The sequence below is a fragment of the Fulvimarina pelagi HTCC2506 genome, from assembly GCF_000153705.1.
GTDB lineage: Bacteria > Pseudomonadota > Alphaproteobacteria > Rhizobiales > Rhizobiaceae > Fulvimarina > Fulvimarina pelagi.
In genome coordinates, this window is record NZ_DS022272.1 from 2,498,336 (window position 1) to 2,517,181 (window position 18,846).

19 protein-coding genes are annotated in these 18,846 nt (G+C 60.9%); 10 read left to right on the top strand and 9 right to left on the bottom strand.

The features are described from left to right. Positions 1–220 precede the first annotated feature (220 nt). The 3 genes from dnaK to ilvA all read left to right on the top strand — a co-directional run bounded on the left by dnaK (position 221) and on the right by ilvA (position 4,429). Positions 221–2,149, top strand: a complete 1,929-nt coding sequence (gene dnaK, locus FP2506_RS11745; RefSeq protein WP_007067709.1) for a molecular chaperone DnaK — start codon at positions 221–223, stop codon at positions 2,147–2,149. Positions 2,150–2,774: 625 nt separating this feature from the next. Then, on the top strand, positions 2,775–2,954 hold the full coding sequence (locus tag FP2506_RS11750; RefSeq protein ID WP_040489115.1) for a hypothetical protein: 180 nt from the start codon (positions 2,775–2,777) through the stop codon (positions 2,952–2,954). Between the two features lie 215 nt (positions 2,955–3,169). After that, a complete protein-coding gene (gene ilvA / locus FP2506_RS11755) occupies positions 3,170–4,429 on the top strand; it encodes a threonine ammonia-lyase IlvA (protein WP_007067712.1) in 1,260 nt (419 codons plus the stop codon). 173 nt (positions 4,430–4,602) lie between these two features. Here ilvA and FP2506_RS11760 read toward each other — a convergent pair whose 3' ends face one another. The 3 genes from FP2506_RS11760 to rpsT all read right to left on the bottom strand — a co-directional run bounded on the left by FP2506_RS11760 (position 4,603) and on the right by rpsT (position 6,458). Beyond that, complete coding sequence (locus tag FP2506_RS11760; RefSeq protein WP_007067713.1) at positions 4,603–5,160, bottom strand: GNAT family N-acetyltransferase; 558 nt, start codon at positions 5,158–5,160, stop codon at positions 4,603–4,605. Then, positions 5,160–6,029, bottom strand: coding sequence for a 3-mercaptopyruvate sulfurtransferase (gene sseA / locus FP2506_RS11765; RefSeq protein ID WP_244404176.1), 870 nt, complete (start codon positions 6,027–6,029; stop codon positions 5,160–5,162). Before sseA ends, FP2506_RS11760 begins: the two co-directional genes overlap by 1 nt. Positions 6,030–6,188: 159 nt before the next feature. Then, positions 6,189–6,458 carry a 30S ribosomal protein S20 gene (gene rpsT / locus FP2506_RS11770; protein ID WP_007067715.1) on the bottom strand — a complete coding sequence of 90 codons (270 nt, stop codon included), beginning with the start codon at positions 6,456–6,458 and terminating at the stop codon, positions 6,189–6,191. Between the two features lie 308 nt (positions 6,459–6,766). On the opposite strand from rpsT, the gene FP2506_RS11775 reads away from it, so the two are divergent. Next, the gene (locus FP2506_RS11775) at positions 6,767–7,069 is read left to right on the top strand and encodes a YggT family protein (RefSeq protein WP_007067717.1); all 303 of its coding nucleotides are present in this window, start codon (positions 6,767–6,769) and stop codon (positions 7,067–7,069) included. 246 nt (positions 7,070–7,315) lie between these two features. On the opposite strand, the gene cls is transcribed toward FP2506_RS11775, so the two are convergent. Continuing rightward, entirely contained in the window at positions 7,316–8,767 is a 1,452-nt protein-coding gene (gene cls / locus FP2506_RS11780; protein ID WP_148227554.1) for a cardiolipin synthase, read from the bottom strand. A 189-nt stretch (positions 8,768–8,956) separates the two neighbouring features. Here cls and FP2506_RS11785 point away from each other — a divergent pair, with 189 nt between their 5' ends. Then, positions 8,957–9,724 carry an endonuclease/exonuclease/phosphatase family protein gene (locus FP2506_RS11785; RefSeq protein WP_007067720.1) on the top strand — a complete coding sequence of 256 codons (768 nt, stop codon included), beginning with the start codon at positions 8,957–8,959 and terminating at the stop codon, positions 9,722–9,724. Here the strand turns inward: FP2506_RS11785 and FP2506_RS11790 are convergent, their stop codons facing one another. The 4 genes from FP2506_RS11790 to FP2506_RS11805 all read right to left on the bottom strand — a co-directional run bounded on the left by FP2506_RS11790 (position 9,725) and on the right by FP2506_RS11805 (position 12,884). Then, the gene (locus FP2506_RS11790) at positions 9,725–10,471 is read right to left on the bottom strand and encodes an SDR family NAD(P)-dependent oxidoreductase (protein ID WP_148227555.1); all 747 of its coding nucleotides are present in this window, start codon (positions 10,469–10,471) and stop codon (positions 9,725–9,727) included. After that, positions 10,468–10,668 (bottom strand): hypothetical protein, encoded by a 201-nt coding sequence (locus tag FP2506_RS11795; RefSeq protein ID WP_148227556.1) that lies wholly within the window; start codon positions 10,666–10,668, stop codon positions 10,468–10,470. Before FP2506_RS11795 ends, FP2506_RS11790 begins: the two co-directional genes overlap by 4 nt. A 79-nt stretch (positions 10,669–10,747) precedes the next feature. Then, positions 10,748–12,070: an adenylosuccinate lyase gene (purB, locus tag FP2506_RS11800; protein WP_007067723.1), complete on the bottom strand. Its 1,323-nt coding sequence runs from the start codon at positions 12,068–12,070 to the stop codon at positions 10,748–10,750. A 97-nt stretch (positions 12,071–12,167) separates the two neighbouring features. Then, a complete protein-coding gene (locus FP2506_RS11805; protein ID WP_007067724.1) occupies positions 12,168–12,884 on the bottom strand; it encodes a DUF2259 domain-containing protein in 717 nt (238 codons plus the stop codon). Positions 12,885–13,090: 206 nt separating this feature from the next. On the opposite strand from FP2506_RS11805, the gene FP2506_RS11810 reads away from it, so the two are divergent. The 4 genes from FP2506_RS11810 to FP2506_RS11825 are packed head-to-tail and all read left to right on the top strand — an operon-like array spanning position 13,091 to position 17,085. Beyond that, positions 13,091–13,885 carry an SDR family NAD(P)-dependent oxidoreductase gene (locus tag FP2506_RS11810; RefSeq protein ID WP_007067725.1) on the top strand — a complete coding sequence of 265 codons (795 nt, stop codon included), beginning with the start codon at positions 13,091–13,093 and terminating at the stop codon, positions 13,883–13,885. Positions 13,886–13,930: 45 nt separating this feature from the next. Continuing rightward, complete coding sequence (locus tag FP2506_RS11815) at positions 13,931–15,115, top strand: pyridoxal phosphate-dependent aminotransferase (protein WP_007067726.1); 1,185 nt, start codon at positions 13,931–13,933, stop codon at positions 15,113–15,115. A gap of 15 nt (positions 15,116–15,130) precedes the next feature. Then, positions 15,131–16,357, top strand: coding sequence for a CaiB/BaiF CoA transferase family protein (locus FP2506_RS11820; protein WP_007067727.1), 1,227 nt, complete (start codon positions 15,131–15,133; stop codon positions 16,355–16,357). Next, on the top strand, positions 16,354–17,085 hold the full coding sequence (locus FP2506_RS11825) for a glutathione S-transferase family protein (RefSeq protein WP_007067728.1): 732 nt from the start codon (positions 16,354–16,356) through the stop codon (positions 17,083–17,085). Before FP2506_RS11820 ends, FP2506_RS11825 begins: the two co-directional genes overlap by 4 nt. Before the next feature lie 34 nt (positions 17,086–17,119). Here FP2506_RS11825 and FP2506_RS11830 read toward each other — a convergent pair whose 3' ends face one another. Then, the gene (locus FP2506_RS11830; RefSeq protein ID WP_040489118.1) at positions 17,120–17,806 is read right to left on the bottom strand and encodes a D-lyxose/D-mannose family sugar isomerase; all 687 of its coding nucleotides are present in this window, start codon (positions 17,804–17,806) and stop codon (positions 17,120–17,122) included. A gap of 179 nt (positions 17,807–17,985) precedes the next feature. Here FP2506_RS11830 and FP2506_RS11835 point away from each other — a divergent pair, with 179 nt between their 5' ends. After that, the gene (locus FP2506_RS11835; protein WP_007067730.1) at positions 17,986–18,810 is read left to right on the top strand and encodes a glycosyltransferase family 2 protein; all 825 of its coding nucleotides are present in this window, start codon (positions 17,986–17,988) and stop codon (positions 18,808–18,810) included. Positions 18,811–18,846 lie beyond the last annotated feature (36 nt).

Sequence of the window (18,846 nt, forward strand, 5' to 3'; positions counted from 1 at the left end):
GCGATAGGGCAGCGGGAAAATTACGGCACGTCACGGTTTCGCGAGCCGCCCGCCTTGCGGGCCGAAAAACCGCTTCATATATACCCCGCAACGCCGCAGGAGCCGGGCGGCATTCACGTTTTAACGGTTCACGAATATTCCGAAAAGACGAGGGGCCGTCCTCCAGAACGCCTCGCACGAGGGTCGCCGGACGGCTCGCTAAAGAAGGAGAATGAGGAACATGGCGAAGGTCATTGGTATCGACCTCGGGACCACCAATTCCTGTGTCGCCGTTATGGACGGCAAGAATTCCAAGGTGATCGAGAACGCTGAGGGCGCGCGGACCACGCCGTCCATGGTCGCATTCACGGACGACGGAGAACGTCTCGTCGGCCAGCCGGCGAAGCGCCAAGCGGTCACCAATCCCGAGAACACGATGTTCGCGGTCAAGCGTCTGATCGGCCGCCGCTATGACGATCCAACCGCCCAGAAGGACAAGGAACTCGTTCCCTACAAGATCGTGAAGGGCGACAACGGCGATGCCTGGGTCGAGGCTGACGGCGAGAAATATTCTCCGTCACAGATCTCAGCGATGATCCTTCAGAAGATGAAGGAAACAGCCGAAGGCTATCTTGGCGAAAAGGTCGAAAAGGCCGTCATTACGGTCCCGGCCTATTTCAACGACGCCCAGCGCCAGGCGACCAAGGATGCCGGCAAGATCGCGGGCCTTGAAGTTCTGCGCATCATCAACGAGCCGACGGCGGCCGCGCTCGCCTATGGCCTCGATAAGACCGACGGCAAGACGATCGCCGTCTATGACCTTGGCGGCGGCACGTTCGACGTCTCGATCCTCGAAATCGGCGATGGCGTCTTCGAGGTGAAGTCGACCAACGGCGACACCTTCCTCGGTGGCGAAGACTTCGACATGCGCCTCGTCGACTACTTTGCGGCGGAGTTCAAGAAGGATCAGGGCATCGACCTGAAGGGCGACAAGCTCGCACTTCAGCGCCTCAAGGAAGCGGCCGAGAAGGCGAAGATCGAGCTGTCTTCAGCCTCGCAGACCGAAATCAACCTGCCCTTCATCACGGCCGACCAGTCCGGCCCGAAGCACCTCACGATGAAGCTGTCGCGTTCGAAGTTCGAAAGCCTCGTCGACGATCTCGTGCAACGCACCGTGGGTCCGATGAAGGCGGCGCTGAAGGATGCCTCGATGTCGGCGAACGATATCGACGAAGTCGTTCTCGTCGGTGGCATGACCCGCATGCCAAAGGTGCAGGAGACGGTGAAGTCGTTCTTCGGCAAGGATCCGCACAAGGGCGTCAATCCGGACGAAGTGGTAGCCATGGGTGCTGCCATTCAGGCCGGCGTTCTGCAGGGCGACGTGAAGGACGTTCTCCTTCTCGACGTGACCCCGCTCTCGCTCGGCATTGAGACGCTCGGCGGCGTGTTCACCCGTCTCATCGATCGGAACACGACCATTCCGACCAAGAAGTCGCAGACCTTCTCGACGGCGGAGGACAACCAGAACGCCGTCACCATCCAGGTCTTCCAGGGCGAACGCGAGATGGCCGCCGACAACAAATCTCTCGGCCGGTTCAATCTTGAGGGGATTCCGCCTGCACCGCGCGGCGTGCCGCAGATCGAGGTCACCTTCGACATCGACGCCAACGGCATCGTCAACGTGTCTGCCAAGGACAAGGGTACCAACAAGGAGCAACGGATCACGATCCAGGCCTCCGGTGGTCTCTCCGACGCCGATATCGAGCAGATGGTGAAGGATGCCGAGGCGAATGCCGAGGCCGACAAGAAGCGGCGCGCCACGGTCGAAGCCAAGAACCAGGGCGAAGCGCTGGTCCATTCGGCCGAGAAGAGCCTCGAAGAGTATGGCGACAAGGTCTCCGAGGACGATCGGAATGAGATCCGCTCGGCAATCGACGATCTCAAGGCCGAACTGGAGAAGGAAGACGCGGACGCCGAGTCCATCAAGGCCAAGAGCGACACGCTCGGCCAGGCTTCCATGAAGCTGGGCCAAGCCATGTACGAGGCCTCGCAGGCTGAACAGGCCGAGACCGACGCGGCGGCTGATGCTGCGAAGGACGCTTCGAACGACGACGTGGTCGACGCCGACTACGAAGAGGTCGACGACGAAGACAAGCGCAAGAGCGCATAAGGCCTTGCGGGTGGCGTCATAGCGCCCCCGTTTCGGAGGATGGTCAGCCCCGGTGGAGTGATCCGCCGGGGCTTTTTCTTACCAAGCGATCTGAGCGGTCCGAATACTCTGCCGAACTGACGAATGCTGGATGTGGATCTGCGAAAACGGAAGCGAATAACAGAAAGCCGACGATTGCCTGGGCGCCGAGAGAACCAGTGCAAAACGCTCGAGCGATACCAGATACGTTCGCTCTCGAAGTTAAGCATAACGCGCCGTTGACACCACATCACCGTGGTTTCGCCCTTCCCCTTTTGAACTGCTGGATCCCGACGCTCACTGAGGCAAGCTCTCGCCCGTTCGATGGGCGGTCGGGCAAGCGGCATAAGGGACTTCTATACCTTTCGTCGATCACGCAGGTCTGGTGCAACTTCGCAAGAGGTGCCGAAGGTCTAGAGTTGGAATCACCACTGAAGAGATCAGGGTACCGTTTTCACATCGTGTTCCTGATCAATCTCGCAGCCTGCGAAGCGGCAGTCGCAAAGATCGTGTTGGGCCAAGCAGCTAACGTGCTTCCTGTGCGACCATACCTTGAGAGTGTCTTTTGCCTTTTCGAACACTTGGTGCCAGAACGACGGTCTAATGATTGAGATCGCGGGTGCAGGCTGAGACTCAACGCCTTTACAAGTCCTCGCCGATCGCCCAAAAGCCCGATGTTGCAAACGGCAAACAGGGAGCGCTCACGATGATGATCATTCGTTCGACCGGCCGGACCTCCCTGTCGATTATGGGCGCCGGCGTCTTCACCGGGCAGCGGGGCGCATAAGGCTCTGCATCTACCCGGCGATCGCGACCGGCGGATCGAGCGAGGTGGCCTGACCACCGATCGTCGCCGAAGCCAATTGCTCGAACCTCACCGATAAAACTTCGACCATCTGGCATTTTCGCAACGGCGAAACTGCGAGACAGCACGCGCCGAGACATTTAGAGAGCGAACAGTACGGCTCGCGCGCACTGTCGAAAGACCAAGAAGACGATCCCATGACCGATACCGAATTCTCCGCTGCCGTGCGCGAAGCCGAGACCGCGCTTCGCGATCTTTTTCCCGAGACGCCGCTCCAGTTCAACGAGCATCTCTCCGCCAAGTACAAGGCTCGCATCTATCTCAAACGCGAGGACCTGACGCCGGTCCGCTCCTATAAGATTCGCGGCGCGTTCAACTTCATGCGCAAGCGGATGGCAAATGGCGGCAACGGCGCGAAATTCTGTTGCGCCTCAGCTGGCAACCACGCGCAGGGTTTTGCGTTCGCCTGCCGCCATTTCGGCGTGAAGGGCCGCATCTATATGCCGGTAACGACACCGCAGCAGAAGATCGCCAAGACGCGAACCTTCGGCGAGGACACAATCGAGATCGAGCTGATCGGTGACTTCTTCGACGACTGTTACAAGGCCGCCAAGGCCTATGCCGAAGCCGAGGGCGCGGAGCTCGTGCCACCTTTCGATCATACCGACATCGTTGAAGGCCAGGCGAGCGTCGCGCTCGAAATGCTGGGCCAACTCGGCGAGGAGAAGGCCGATATCGTCATCATGCCTGTGGGCGGCGGTGGGCTCGCGTCGGGCATGACACGTTTGTTCCACGGCACGGAGGGCGCGCCGAACACCCTGCGCTTCGTCGAGCCGCTCGGTGCGCCGAGCCTCAAGTCCAGCCTAGACAGCGGCATCCTCACGAAGATGTCGAAGATCGATGGCTTCGTAGACGGGGCCTCGGTAGCCGAGATCGGACAGATCCCGTTCGACATCCTCAAGCGTTTTGACAGCAGTGTTGTCCACCTTGCGCCGGAAGGCCGGCTTTGCGGCACGATGCTGGAAATGCTGAATGTCGAGGGTATTGTGCTCGAACCCGCTGGAGCGCTGACCATCGATGCGCTGAAGGGTTTCGGCACCGAGATCCAGGGGAAGACTATCGTCTGCGTCGTTTCGGGCGGCAATTTCGATTTCGAACGCCTGCCAGACGTCAAGGAGCGCGCGCTTCGCTTTGAAGGAAAGAAGAAATACTTCATCCTGCGTCTGGCCCAGCGCCCGGGGGCGCTAAAGGATTTCCTCAATCTGCTTGGCCCGGACGACGATATTTCGCGCTTTGAATATCTCAAGAAATCGGCTCGTGAATTCGGCTCGATCCTGCTCGGCATCGAAACAAAGGACCGGGCCAATTTCGACACGCTGCTCGCCCGCTTCGACGCGGACGGCATCCGCTATCAGGACATCACGAATGATCCGATCGTCGCGGATCTACTTATCTAGCGGGAGGCTGCCAAGGTTGCCCGGCTTTGGAGGTTGAGAGGTCCGCCTAGCGATTAGGGTCCGGGCATATTGGCGCTCGGGGACACACGAATGCACTGGGACGAACGGAAACCGTTCGCGACCGTGTTACGTCGTATGTGTGTCTTTCCGTTCCGACACGGAGAGCGCCGGCGTTACTCCGCCGCCGTTTGCGCCTCGGCGAGCGAGGCCCAGGTCGGCGTCTTCACCTCGCGGGTCGCATACGGCACGAATCCGTGCCTGCGGTAAAGCCGAAGGGCGGCTGGATGATCGAGCGTGTTGGTCTCTATCGTCAGGCGTTCAGGACCCTCGGCAAAGCCCGCCGCGATCGCTTCTTCCAGAAGCGGTCCGGCGAGTCCCCGCCCACGGAAGGGCGGGAGAATTCCAAAATGGACGATCCGCGCCTGACGGACGTTGCGCTTCACCTCTATCTCAAACCAACCGACAGTCTCATGACCGGTCTGAGCGAGGTAGATGCGCGTGCGTGGATTGTAGATTTCCTCGGCGAGCGCCTTGTCCGGAAGGAGGCGCGATGTCCAATGATGGGCCGCGCCGACGCTGGCATAGAGATCGCGATAACGCTGCAGAGGCAGTCGTGGGACTTCGACGATCCGCATGGCGGGCGAGCTACCGGAGGCTCGTCGGCGGATCCTACGGACGTCCGCCGTCATCTCCAGACTCGTGACACGCGTCGTCAGCAGCTCGATGGCCATCAGGATTGCGTCTCGACCGGCGTATCGGTCTGGGAGCCCCATTCGCTCCATGAACCGTCGTAAAGCTTGACATCGAAGTTGCCGAGGCTTGCGAAGGCGAGGTTGGCGATGGCCGCCGTGACGCCAGACCCACAGCTGGTTACGGCCGATCCATCGGGATCGACGCCAGCCGCCTGCATCTCGCTGCGAAGAGCGTCCGGCCTCTTGAGCCGCCCCTCACTTTGGAGGTTCAGAAACGGCAGGCTATCGGCACCCGGCATATGGCCAGAGCGGACACCCTCACGCGGCTCGGGCGAGGAACCGGCAAAACGGTCCGCCGGGCGCACGTCGACGATTTGGCGCTCGCCCTGCCCCGCCGAAATCGTCCGCATCTCGTCCAGAGACGCGATAGCACTGCGATCGAAGTCCGGCGTAAACGTCGTGGGCTCGATCGCCGGCTGTCCCATCTCGCGCGGCAAGCCCTCCTCAAACCATGCCGGAAAGCCGCCGTCGAGCACCCGTACATCCTTTGCCCCAAAAGTACGGAACATCCACCAGACGCGTGGTGCGGAAAACAGGCCCATGCCGTCGTAGACGATGATCGTGTCGGTCTCGGAAATCCCCAAGGCGCCCACCCTTGTGGCGAAATCCTCGGGCGAAGGCAGCGTATGTGGCAACGTCGAATCCGGATCGACGATTTCGTCTTGATCGAAAAACACCGCGCCGGGCACGTGCCCGGCCTCGTATTCCGATCTCGCGAAACGGCCCATCGCCGGCAGATACCAGGAGGCATCGACGATCGACAGTCCGGACCGCCCCAGCGTCTCGGCGAGATCAGCCGACGAGATAAGGAAGGGATTCTGGCTCATGCGGCTAGAGTGTGGAAGCATGAGCGCTTCGGCAAGAGGCTGGATCAACCGAAAGCTTGGTCAGCGCGAGATTTTCTCAAGCGATACGCAACCTTGAGTCGCAATCATAAAGCCAAAAGGCCCGGATTTCCCCGAGCCTTTGGAAAGTTCTCACAACGCCGGTAGATCCGGCGGCCTGCCTCACGCGTCGGCGAGCTTGTTTACACGCTGCGCGAGACGGGAAATCTTCCGCGACGCGGTGTTCTTGTGGAACACCCCCTTGGAGGAGGCGCGCATCATCTCGGGCTCAGCCTGTCGGAAGGCTTCGGTCGCGGCATTCTTGTCGCCGGAGGCGATGGCCTCTTCAACGCGGCGCAGGAAGGTGCGAACACGCGAGCGGCGAGCGGTGTTGACTGCAGTGCGGCGGGCGATCTTACGCGCCGCCTTTTTGGCCGAGGGAGTGTTGGCCATCGGGCGTCTCTTTCCTGTCTGTCCTGATCGTCGTCAGATGCTTGTCGTTTCGCCTCAGCGATCGTCGGGCGAAAACCTTTCGACCGCCCAAAGGCGAAAAGCGCCCGCAGGGGCGCTCTCGAAACTCTCGTCGGCGTCTATAAGCGCCGCGACCGAATGCGTCAAGCTTCGGAAGGGTCACGTTTGAGCAAGGTCGATGCTTCAAACAACGATCTACCATGAGGCGTACCCCGACGTTTGCTTGCGGGCAACGCCAGCCATCGCTACATCGCCCCGAGACGAAACGCCAAGAGGAAGTCACCCCTACCATGCTCGCCGTTCTCAGTGTCGTGATGCTCGCCCTCAATATCTACTGGTGGATCATCATCGCCTCGGCGATTCTTTCCTGGCTCTTCGCCTTCAATATCGTCAACTCGGGCAATCCCTTCGTCGATTCGATCGCGACCTTCCTCTACAAAGCGACCGAGCCGCTCTATCGGCGGATCCGCCGTTTCATGCCCGATCTCGGCGGCATCGATTTGTCTCCGCTTGTGGCTCTTCTCGGCATTTTCTTCCTGCAGCAGGTCATCATCATCTATCTCTATCCGGCGGTTGCGAGCGCCGGTATCTGATCAAGCCGTAAATGACGGTCAGGCAGCCCGCGAAGTTTTGCGTGACTTCCTCGACTACCGGGCCCTCCAATCTGATTTCACGAGTACGATCTACGTGGCCTCGTGGCGTTCGGCGCTTTCAAGACCTTCTTCGAGACTTTCAGCATGATCGACTTCGGCGACATCCACACCCGCCTGTAGAACGAATGCCACGCCACATACTGGTGCGATCAACCGTTCGCGTATTGGCGCAGCCGCCGTCTATCACTAAAGCAGGGGGCTGATTAGCCGCGTGATGTTTTCGGCAAGCTGTTTGAAAAAGCCTCGTTCGCGCCACTCTTCCAGTTCGAGCCGCTTCGATTTTGCCTGGTAGTCGTGCTCGATCTTCTCCAGTTGGCTAGCGAGCTTGTGGTCGTAGGCAATTAGCGTCACCTCCGAATTGAGCTCGAACGATCGCAGGTCCATGTTGGACGAACCGATGATCGCTATATCCTCATCGATCGATAGGTGTTTCGCGTGGAGGAACCGCTCCCGGTAGAGATAGACCTCGACGCCGGCACTGAGGAGTTCCTCGAAATAGGAGCCCTGAGCAAGATCGATCAGGATGCTGTTTGTCGTTGCCGTGATATAGATCTCGACCTTCACACCCTTTCGCACCGCGGTCGAGATCGCGTTCAGAAGCTCGTCGTTGGGCACGAAATAGGGTGTTGCGAGCGCGATGCGCCGGCGAGCATTGTGGATGATGTCAGTGAAAAGTACGCCGACGCCGGCCTCAGGGAAGTCCGGGCCTGTCGGCATCACCTGCAGCAGCGAGCCGGACCCGATCTCGGCGCGATCCAGCGCCTCCGGCGGCAGCAGTTCCTCTGTCGCGATGTCCTCTTCTGTCTCGAGATACCAGTCGCCGACGAAGATGGTCTGGAGTTCGAGGACGACGGGCCCGGTCACCCGCGCCATGAGCTCGCGGTAGAAGGTCTTCGGCTCGTACTCGATCCGATGCATGTTTTGGGAGCCGACCCAACCCACAATACCGTCGATGACAACGATCTTTCGGTGGTTGCGCAGATCGAGGCGCGTCGCCTGGCTCCAGAAGCGCAGAGGCAGGATCAGATGCATCTCGACGCCCGAGCCCTTCAGCCGACGTGCGATCCGACGGCGATCGGCAGATGAGCCGACCGCATCGATGAGCAATCGGCAGGTCACACCCCGCGCCGCTGCTCGCTCCAACGCGCTCAGGACACGATTTCCGGCCTCGTCGTCCTGTAGAATGTAAAAGCAGAGATGGGCGTGGTGCCGTGCAGCATCGATATCCGCCGCGATACGGTCGACCACTCGGTTGTAGTCGCCGTCAAACTCCACCTCGTTGCCGTGAACCGGCGGCAGGCGTCCAATATGCTCGACCAGCTGTGCGGTGATCCGATGGCGGGTCTTGAGGGCGTCGATGCTGGTCGGCGAGCGCTCGCCTATGCGCCGGATGATCGGCTCCAGAACGCCCGGAAGCTCCTGCAGCCGCATCCGACGCCATTTCGGATGGAGCGCATTTCCGAGGAAAAAGTAGATCGGCAGGGCGATCCACGGCAAGAATACAAAGAGGAGAAGCCAGGCCTGTGCGGCAGCGGGTGAACGCTTGAACGGAATATAGACGAGAGCTCCGAAAACGATCGTCCAGCCTGCGATCTGCAGGAGCGTCGTCAGAACGTCGATCGTGATCGCCTCGAAGATGGCGTTGCCTTTGAGTTTTCCGCAATGAGACGATCAGCCGGATCCCATCGTTGGCACCCGCCATGCTGCAAAGTTTATGGCAGCAATCCCAATCTGGAAGCCCGCGTCCTGCGAAGCCCTCATTTGCATCGTCGGTGGAGGCTTCTATCTGCTACCTGAGACCGCCACGAGCCGAGAAGCCATTCCTCTTTGACACGCATTGTCTACGCCAATCTCGGTTACCTTCGTGGGATAGACGGTTCGATCCGGCAGCACGTCGGACGGTTCTGGCGCCACGTCTACACGCCACTTGCCGCCCAAACCGAAAGCATTGCCCAGCTGACTGCGAAAATTAAAGAGTTTTCGCCGGACCTGTGCTGCCTCGTAGAACTCGACCGCGGCTCGATCACCAACCGCTTCTTCGACCAGCTTCCCACCATCGGCAGCGAACTGATGCCGGTCTCGGTTGCACATGGCAAATACGGCATGCGCCGTCCGCTTTCTCCCTTCCACGTGTCTTACGGCAAATCGAACGCATTCCTCGCCAAGAGACCAGTTACGGCGACCGATCGCTACCTGAGGGACGGCAGGAAGAAACTGGTCTACGACATCCGCCTCCAGACCGAGACGCTCGCCGTCCGCGTTCTTGTCGTCCACCTCTCCCTCGTCGAGAACGAACGAGCCCGGCAGATCAGGGAACTGTCGCACTGGGTGGCAGAGGACCATACATCGACGATCGTCGTCGGAGACTTCAATGCCTTTCGGGGCGAGAGCGAGCTGCGGCCGCTGCTCGCGTCGGGCCATCTTTATCACGCCAACAAAGGCATGGAGCCGACATTCCGATTCGGCCCCTGGCGCGCCGCCCTCGACACCTGCCTCATTTCAGAAGATCTGCGGAACCATGCCAAAATCACGATCGTCGATCAGCCCTATTCGGATCATCAGATGCTCGTGATGGACGTGGGCGGATCGCACTGATCACTTCGCCAGTTTCTTCACCACCCAACGGGCGACGCCCGGTGCGATGGCACTGACGCCGCGCAGTACAGCGGCCGCGCCGACCCAGATCTCGTCCTCACCCTTCTCGAGGCCCTTCACGATGCGTTGCGTCGCTTTTTCGACCGACGCCTTGCGCGTCTTGTACTGGGTTGTCATCGGCGTTGCGACAACGGGAAGGAGAATCTCTACGATCTTCAGATTGGGCGCATGACTTTCTGCCTGATACCGCATCGACAGCGTGAAGGAGCGAAGGCCAGCCTTGGTCGCGCAATAGATCGGGTTGTTGGCGGTCGGCGCCACAGCAAGCCCGCTCGTATTGTTGACGATCATCGCGGAAGGCTTTTCGGCGAGCGGCTTGAAGAGCCGGTTCGCGATGTGGATTGGCGCGGTGAGGTTGACGGCGATCTGCGTGTCCGCGCGCTCGTCGAGTTCCTTCGGGTCGGTCGTCAGGAATCGGCCTTGCTCGCCCGTGCCGGAATTGTTGATGATGACGGAAAGATCGGGATGGTTCGCGGTCAGCTGGTCGAGAGCGGCATCGAGGGCGACCGTGTCCGCGAGATCGACCGCCTCATGCTCGACGAGGTCGCTCACGATTGTAGGCGGACGCCGCGACCAGACGATGACCCGACAACGCCGTGCGACGAGCGCCTTCAAAAGCTCCGCTCCGATGCCGGAGGATCCCCCGGTGAGAAGCACCGTCCGGTTCGCAAGCCCAAATCGGCTCACTGCTCGCCCTGTCCGTCCTCTGTCTCGCCGCCATCACCTTGGGTCGCCGGCTGAAGCGGTTCGTCGCTCGGTGTCTGATCGCCAGGCGAGTCGACAAAAAGAAAGTAGATTGCGATCGCGGCGATCACAACGACGAGGGGCCAGATGATGGCGCGCCTGCGCCCCTTCTCGAAGCTTGGTCCCATTCGCGGTGCCATTGCACGTCCTCCAAACCCTTGATCCTGAAAGACGACTTAGAGCTTGGAGCGGCCGAACAAAGCGCTTCGAGGGCCTGTCCTATCCGAACACACGCTTGAAGATCGTGTCGGCATGCTTGGTGTGATAGCCGAGATCGAAGCGCGAGCGGATTTCCTCTTCCGAGAGCGCGGCCCGCACTTCCTCGTCGGCGAGGAGCTGTTCGAGGAAATCGACCTTCGCATCGCCCGAGACGTGATAGCTCTCCCAGACCTTCATCGCATTGCGCTGGACCAGCCGGTAAGCGTCCTCACGGGAGACGCCGACCTGCGTCAGCGCCAGCAGAATGCGCTGGGAGTGAACGAGGCCACCGAGCCGGTCCATGTTGGACTGCATGCGCTCGGGATAGACCAAAAGGTTCTCGATCACATTGGTGAGGCGATGCAGCGCAAAATCGAGGGTAATCGTTGCGTCCGGTCCGATGTAGCGCTCGACGGAGGAGTGCGAGATGTCCCTCTCATGCCAGAGCGCGACGTTCTCCATTGCTGGCATGGCATAGGAGCGCACCATGCGGGCAAGGCCGGTGAGATTCTCGGTCAGCACCGGATTGCGCTTGTGGGGCATCGCCGAAGAGCCCTTCTGGCCCTTGGAGAAGAACTCCTCGGCTTCCAATACTTCAGTACGTTGAAGGTGACGAATTTCCGTCGCGAGGCGCTCGACCGACGAGGCGATCACGGCGAGCGTCGCGAAATACATCGCGTGGCGGTCGCGCGGGATCACCTGCGTCGAGACCGGCTCGGCCTTCAACCCCATGGCCTCCGCGATATGCTCCTCGACACGTGGGTCGATATTCGCAAAAGTGCCGACCGCGCCGGAAATCGCACAGGTCGCGATCTCCTCGCGCGCCGCCACCAAGCGATCCCGGCAGCGCTGGAACTCCACATAAGCCTGGGCGAGCTTGACGCCGAAGGTCGTCGGCTCGGCATGGATGCCATGTGAGCGGCCGATCGTGATGGTGTCTTTGTGCTCGAACGCCCGCTTTTTGAGTGCGTCGAGGAGGCGATCGAGATCGGCGAGAAGGATATCGCTCGCCTTGGTCAGTTGCACGTTGAGGCAGGTGTCAAGCACATCGGACGATGTCATACCCTGATGGACGAAGCGCGCATCCGGCCCGACGATCTCGCTGAGATGCGTCAGGAAGGCGATGACGTCATGTTTGGTCTCGCGCTCGATCGCATCGATCCGCTCGATGTCGAAAGTCGCCGCCCCACCCTTCTCCCAAATCGTCTTCGCCGCGTCCTTCGGGATGACGTCGAGTTCGGCCAGCGCGTCGCAAGCATGGGCCTCGATCTCGAACCAGATGCGAAATTTGGTCTCGGGCGACCAGACGGCGACCATATCCGGCCGGGCGTAGCGGGGAATCATGGGGCGGCAAGCTTTCGATGATGGACAGGCGAGAAGGGGTTCGAAGAGCGCTCTATCAGAGGCTTGTAGAACCCTCAATGAAGCGCCGTGCTTGTCCTCAGTCCATCGGCACGGGCACGGCGATATGGCGCGTGTCCGGGCCCTCGAAACCATAGCTCTCGACCGCGATGATCGCGACGCCCGAATAGCCGCCGGAAGCCTTCATGTAGAGGCGCACCTGACGGATTTCGTAGTCTGTCGGGCACCCGCGCGAGAACGGAATGCCGGTATCCTCGTGAAGGGTGAGCGCTTTTTCACCCTCGGCCAACGCGATCCTATTCAATTTGAATCCCGCTGTGTCGGTTATCCCTTCGCAGAGTTCGGGCCCTGCCATCGGAAAGGTCGACAACCGCAATTCTGTCGCAGCATCGATCGGCGGCACGAACAGGCGGGGCACGAACCGCACGACCTTACCGTCCGTTGAAAGATCCGTGGGCAGGTTCTCGATGACGGCAAGCCCAGGCCGTGGTTCGGGCATAAGATCCGACAGTAGGATGGACGCCTGGCTTCGTGCCTCGTTCATGGCATCCGCTACGGTCGAGGTCTCGTCGCTCAGCGTAACGCGGATCGGCGATGGTCTGATGAACCGGTCCTTGTCCAGATCGAGAACGAAGATATTCGCATAAGGAAAACCGGAGCCATCCTGGATACCGGACTCCTGATAGGCGAAGACCGCGCCATCGTCGGAAAACCCGATTGGTTCGAGCTTTGCAAGGTCTCCGGCATGGGCTGGCACAATCATCGGATAGGCTGTCAGAAAGAGGACGCTGGCCACGGCCCTGATGCATGCTCTACCTATATCGCAGAAGACCATCCATAATCCTTCGTCTCGCCGACTCGCGGCGGAGTTTAGCCACCGACCGCTTGCGCGCAAGTCGCGGAGGCGCCCAAGACACCCCCGACTGTGAATCAGAGCCCGAGGCCCGGGCTCGTCGGACAAGAAATCGCGGCGAAGGACAATCGCCTGAAGGAGCGTGATCAATGGCACTCGATGGACGCGTAGCTGTCGTCACGGGCGGCGCGAAGGGAATCGGCTATGCAGTCGCACGGCGCTTCCTGCATGAGGGCGCGAAGGTCGTCATCGCCGACGTAAACGAGCGTGCGGGACAGGAGGCGGCGGACGATCTCTCCGAATATGGCGAAGTCCACTTCGTGGCGACCAATGTCGCCGAGAAACTCGACGTGCATAACCTGATCGCATCTTCGCTCGACGCCTTCGCCGATATCGATATTCTCGTGAACAACGCCGGCATGGTGCAGAAGGCCGGTTTCCTCGATCTCGACGTCGCCGACTTTCAGAAGGTACTCGACGTCAATCTCAAGGGTGCGTTCCTGTGCGGTCAGGCGATCGCCCAGCACATGGTCGAAAAGGTCAAGCAGGGCGGCAGCGCCGGCACGATCGTCAACATGTCCTCGATCAATGCCGAGTTCGCGCTGGCCGATCAGGTCGGCTATTCGGTCTCGAAGGGCGGCCTGAAGTCGCTGACAAAGGTTATGGCTCTCGCGCTTGCGCCGCACGGCATACGCGTGAACGCGATCGGTCCGGGCTCGATCATGACGGAACTCCTGAACTCCGTCGCCAACGATCCCGCAGCCAAACGAACGATTCTGTCACGCACTCCCCTAGGGCGCATCGGCGACCCGAAGGAAATCGCCGCGATCGCCGCCTTCCTCGCCTCGGACGATGCGAGCTACATCACTGGCCATACCATTTATGCCGATGGCGGCCGCCTTGCCCTGAACTATCTCGTCCCAGTCAAGGACGACGAGGACTGACCGGTCCCCCAAAGTCTCCAATAAAAAGGATACGAAAGCGAATCCATGCTGCAGACCATCTCCGCCTTCGACCGGATCGGCGAGGAAAACGCCTTTGCGGTTCTCGCCCGTGCGAACACACTCTCTGGCGAAGGCCACGACGTCGTCAATCTCGGCATTGGTCAGCCGGATTTCCTGACGCCGCCGCACATCGTCGAAGCCGCCGTCAAGGCGCTGCAGGATGGTCATCACGGATACACGCCCGCGACCGGTCTGCCCGCCACTCGTGAAGCGGTGGCGCGACGGACGTTTTCGCTGACGGGTGTCGAGATATCTCCAGATAGCGTAATGATCATGCCGGGCGGCAAGCCGACCATGTTCGCCGCTATCCTGATGTTTGGCGAACCGGGGGCGGAAATCCTCTATCCCGATCCCGGCTTCCCGATCTATCGCTCGATGATCGAGTTCACAGGTGCGAAGCCGGTCCCGGTTCCTATCCGCGAGGAAAACGGATTCGCCTTCTCTGCGGAAGAGACGCTATCACTCATCACCGACAAAACCCGGCTTCTAATCCTCAACTCGCCTGCCAACCCAACCGGCGGGGTTACGCCGAAGCAAGAGATCGACAAGCTCGTGGCCGGGCTTGAGAATTTCCCCGACGTCGCGATCCTGTCCGACGAGATCTACGACGTCATGACCTATGACGGCGAGGTCCACACCTCGCTGCTCACCTATCCCGAAATCCGCGACCGCCTCATCGTCCTCAATGGCTGGTCCAAGACATGGGCGATGACCGGCTGGCGCATGGGCTGGTCGATCTGGCCGGAAAAGCTCTACGGCATGGTTCGCAAGCTTGCCGTCAACTGCTGGTCCTGCGTCAACGCGCCGAGCCAGATCGCTGGCATCGCGGCGATCGATGGGCCGCAGGAAGACGTCAAGCGCATGATGGAAGCCTTCGACCGGCGCCGCAAGCTCGTGGTCGAGCGCGCCAACGCCCTGCCCGGCGTCACCTGCGCGACACCGAAGGGCGCGTTCTACGCCTTCCCGAACATCTCCCAGACGGGGTGGAAATCGAAGAAGCTTTCCTCGGCGCTCCTTGAAAAAGCCCATGTCGCTTTGGTCGGTGGACCCGATTTCGGCATTCTCGGCGAAGGCTATATCCGCATCTCCTATGCCAATTCGGAGATGAACATTGCACGTGCGATGGATCGTGTCGCCAAATTCCTTGAAGAGACCGAACCGCAAACCTGAGGGAGGTCGACGAATATGGCTGGACCCCTCTCTGGCGTACGCATCGTCGATTTTACGACCATGATCGCGGGGCCGCTCGCAACCATGACGCTCGCAGACCAGGGCGCCGAGGTGATCAAGATTGAGCGGCCCGATGGCGGCGACCTTTCCCGCCAGGTGGCCGAGCAGCGCAACGGATTCTCAGCTTCATTCCTGCAGAACAATCGCGGCAAACGCTCGGTCGCTCTCGATCTCAAGACGCCAGCAGGGCTGAAGGCAGCCCTGAAAATCGCCGAGACGGCCGATGTGGTCGTAGAAAACTTTCGGCCTGGCGTCGCCGAGCGGATCGGCATCGGCTACGAGGTTGTCCGTCAGCGCAACCCACGCGTGATCTACGCCTCGATCGCCGGCTTCGGCGTTACCGGCGATTGGGCACAACGCCCGGTCTACGACCCGCTGATCCAGGCGCTTTCGGGTCTTGCGAGCGTCCAGGGCGGCGATGGACCGCGGCCCCGCCTCGTCCGAACGATCGTGCCGGACAAGGTCACCGCGATCCAGACCGCCCAGGCAATTACCGCGGCACTTTTTGCCCGCGAGCGCAGCGGCGAGGGCAATCGTCTGACGATCTCGATGCTCGACACGATCGTCGCCTTTCTCTTCTCCTCCGATATGAGCGGCCACACCTTTATCGGCGCGGAAACCGAGGAGCACGAGCCGGACGATCGCGATCCGGACGAAGCCCAGAGCTTTGTCGAACTCATCTACCAGACGGCCAATGGCTGGATGGCGGTCTCGGCCCATACGGACAAGACCTGGAAGGGTCTCTCCGCCGCCGTCGGCAGGCCGGAATGGCTGAGAGACGAGCGCTTCGCGACGGTCTCGGCGCGCGAAATCAACAAGCGCGCCCGTCTGGAGCTGACGCAGGCCGCTCTCATCGAGGATACGACCGAACACTGGATGCGGCGGCTCACCGAACACGACGTGCCATGCGCCCCGGTCCTCAAGCGTGGCGAGATGATCTACCATCCGCAGATCGAGGCGAACGGCACGGTGGTCGAGCTCACGCATCCGCAGGCAGGTCCGATCCGGCAGGCCCGCAGCCCCGCTCGCTTCTCGGAAACGCCTCTCGATGCTCCCTCCCCGGCTCGCGCACTGGGTGCGGACACACGATCCGTCCTCGCGGAGGCCGGCTACGACGACGCGGCGATCGCCGACTTGTTCGCATCGGGTGCCGCAGCCGAACCCGACGGAGACATGGGATGATCGACTTCTACTACGCGCCGACGCCGAACGGCTGGAAGGTCGCGATCATGTTGGAGGAATGCGGCCTCGACTACGAATTGAAGCTGATGGATCTTCATTCCGGCGAACAATTCGAGCCGGAATTCCTGAAGATCAGCCCGAACGCCAAGATGCCGGCGATCGTCGATCACGACCCGCCGGACGGTTACGGCGACGAGCCCGTACCAGTTTTCGAGTCGGCTGCGATCCTGTTCTACCTAGCGGACAAAATAGGCCGTTTCGCTCCAGAGAGGTCAGACCGACGCGCCATGAAGGAACTCGACGAGTGGCTGTTCTGGCAGACGGGCAGCCAGGGCCCGATGGCCGGACAGCTGAGCCATTTCAAGAACTACGCGCCGGACAACGAGCGCGACTACGGCTTCAAACGCTATCTCGGTGAATTCGACCGCAATCTCGGCGTTCTGGAAAACCGACTTGCGGACCGCTCCTACATCATGGGCGAAGACTATTCGATCGCCGACATACAGGCTTTTCCTTGGGCCTTTATCGCCAAGCCACTCGGTGCCTCGCTCGACGACTTCCCGCGCGTTGCCGACTGGCGCGGCCGGATCAAGCAGAGGCCCGCGGTCCAACGCGCCATTGATCTCGCGAAGGACAAACAGAACCGCGGCAGGCACCGGGTCGACAACAACGACATCATATTCAATCAGAGCTCGAAATCGCTCAAGCCGAAGCAGGCCGAAAACTGAGCGTCAGACACCCTGTCGTCACCGGCGAAGGCGCTCAGGCGAGCCAAGTCGCGTAATCGCTCACGAGCAGCCGGTGGGGCGGTTCGTCCTCCTCGATCGTCGCAAACCGGCCGATCGGCTCGCGGAAGATGTTGTCCGTCTCGTCGTCGTTGACCGTCGAGACCTCACCGATAAGGACATTGCCGCCCTCGCCCCAGAAAGCGTGCCAGTCGCCCGGCCGCAAGGTGACGCTCGCGCCGGGCGACAGCGAGAGTCGCTCGCCGGGAGCGTAGTTGCGCCAAAGCCCGTCGCACATCACGCGCCCGCCAGCCGTTTCGCTGAACTTGCCGTCTCCGTCCGAGCCGAAAAGCTCGACGACCAGCGTCGCACCTCCACGATTGATGATGTCCTCGGCCTTGATGACATGGGTGTGCATCGGGCTGAGCTGTTTCTCGCGCGAAATCAGCAGCTTCTCGGCGTAGCACATACCGCGACCCGCGGTGAGGTCAGAGAGTCGGCCGTTCCTGAGCGTGAAGAGAAAGAGGCCCATCTCGTCATACCGGCCGCCGCCGTAATCGGTGATGTCCCACCCGCAGCGGCTGTCGATGACATGGCGGGCTTCGTCCTTCCGCGCCTTGAATTCCTCGGGCGTCCAGTTGGCGAAAGGCGGCAGAATAAAGCCATAGCGGGCAATCATCTCGGCGGCGTCCGCCATGATGCGGTTGATGTCGGAACGCTTCATGCGGAAGTCACCTTTCATCTTGGATTGAGACCGGAGTTGGTGCGTGACACGGCCTCACTGCGTATTCATTTGCCCGGGTCGGGCTGCTCGCGCGCAATTCTCAGCGGAACCGCGCTCCTTGGATATTAGCGACGGAAGTCCGCTTCCGTAAAAACAGGGCTTGCAGTTAAACGCAGGAAGTGGCCATCAGAACCCAGAAAATCATCGGGGGAAAAATCATAGCCACCGTTTCGGTCATTACGCCGGCCTTCAACAGCGCCGAGACCCTTGCCGCTTGTCTTGCTTCGGTGCGCGAGCAGGACTTTGCCGACTGGGAGCACGTCGTCGCCGACGACGGCTCGACGGACGGTACGCATGAAGTTCTCGAACGCCATCGGCGGATCGATCCGCGCCTCAAGGCGATTCATCTCGATACCCAATCGGGAGCGGCGGGCGCGCGAAACGCTGCGCTTGCATCGGCGAGCGGCCGCTATGTCGCGTTTCTCGATGCCGACGATCTCTGGCTGCCGCAAAAGCTTCAGAGCCAACTCGACATGATGCGCTCGACCGGAGCGGCTTTCAGCTATGGCGCCTATTTCGTGAGGACCGACGGCGCGCGCGGACCGGGTCTTTGCTTCGAACCACCCACCGAACTCGCCTATGCCGATCTGCTTAAGGGTTGTCCGATCGGATGTTCCACCGTGATGATCGACCGAGAACAGGCCGGCGATATCCGGATGCCGGCGATCAGGCGGGGACAGGACTGGGCGCTTTGGCTTGAAATCACACGGGAAGGCAGGAGCGCGCACGCCTTCGAGGGCGTCCAGACGGTATACAATCGGCGAAGCGGATCGCTCTCCTCCCGGAAGGTCCGAAAGCTCCTCGACGTCTGGGACGTCTATCACCGATGCGAAGGTCTCGGCCCTCTGGCTTCGAGCTTTTATTCGATGCGGCACGCCTATTACGTGGCGGTCGAAAAGCGTCGGTTCTATCGCAATCTGCAGACCGCCGGACGCGACCGATGACAAAGCACTGCGCCTTCTCGACGCGAGGCAGCGCCT

What these genes read in the sequence shown, in the direction of transcription:
- purB (WP_007067723.1), bottom strand. Translation starts at nt 12,070, where the DNA reads ATGATTCCCCGCTACGCCCGGCCGGATATGGTCGCCGTCTGGTCGCCC.
- ilvA (WP_007067712.1), top strand. Translation starts at nt 3,170, where the DNA reads ATGACCGATACCGAATTCTCCGCTGCCGTGCGCGAAGCCGAGACCGCG.
- FP2506_RS11795 (WP_148227556.1), bottom strand. Translation starts at nt 10,668, where the DNA reads ATGGCACCGCGAATGGGACCAAGCTTCGAGAAGGGGCGCAGGCGCGCC.
- dnaK (WP_007067709.1), top strand. Translation starts at nt 221, where the DNA reads ATGGCGAAGGTCATTGGTATCGACCTCGGGACCACCAATTCCTGTGTC.
- FP2506_RS11810 (WP_007067725.1), top strand. Translation starts at nt 13,091, where the DNA reads ATGGCACTCGATGGACGCGTAGCTGTCGTCACGGGCGGCGCGAAGGGA.
- FP2506_RS11830 (WP_040489118.1), bottom strand. Translation starts at nt 17,806, where the DNA reads ATGAAGCGTTCCGACATCAACCGCATCATGGCGGACGCCGCCGAGATG.
- FP2506_RS11760 (WP_007067713.1), bottom strand. Translation starts at nt 5,160, where the DNA reads ATGGCCATCGAGCTGCTGACGACGCGTGTCACGAGTCTGGAGATGACG.
- sseA (WP_244404176.1), bottom strand. Translation starts at nt 6,029, where the DNA reads ATGCTTCCACACTCTAGCCGCATGAGCCAGAATCCCTTCCTTATCTCG.
- FP2506_RS11815 (WP_007067726.1), top strand. Translation starts at nt 13,931, where the DNA reads ATGCTGCAGACCATCTCCGCCTTCGACCGGATCGGCGAGGAAAACGCC.
- FP2506_RS11775 (WP_007067717.1), top strand. Translation starts at nt 6,767, where the DNA reads ATGCTCGCCGTTCTCAGTGTCGTGATGCTCGCCCTCAATATCTACTGG.
- FP2506_RS11820 (WP_007067727.1), top strand. Translation starts at nt 15,131, where the DNA reads ATGGCTGGACCCCTCTCTGGCGTACGCATCGTCGATTTTACGACCATG.
- rpsT (WP_007067715.1), bottom strand. Translation starts at nt 6,458, where the DNA reads ATGGCCAACACTCCCTCGGCCAAAAAGGCGGCGCGTAAGATCGCCCGC.
- FP2506_RS11825 (WP_007067728.1), top strand. Translation starts at nt 16,354, where the DNA reads ATGATCGACTTCTACTACGCGCCGACGCCGAACGGCTGGAAGGTCGCG.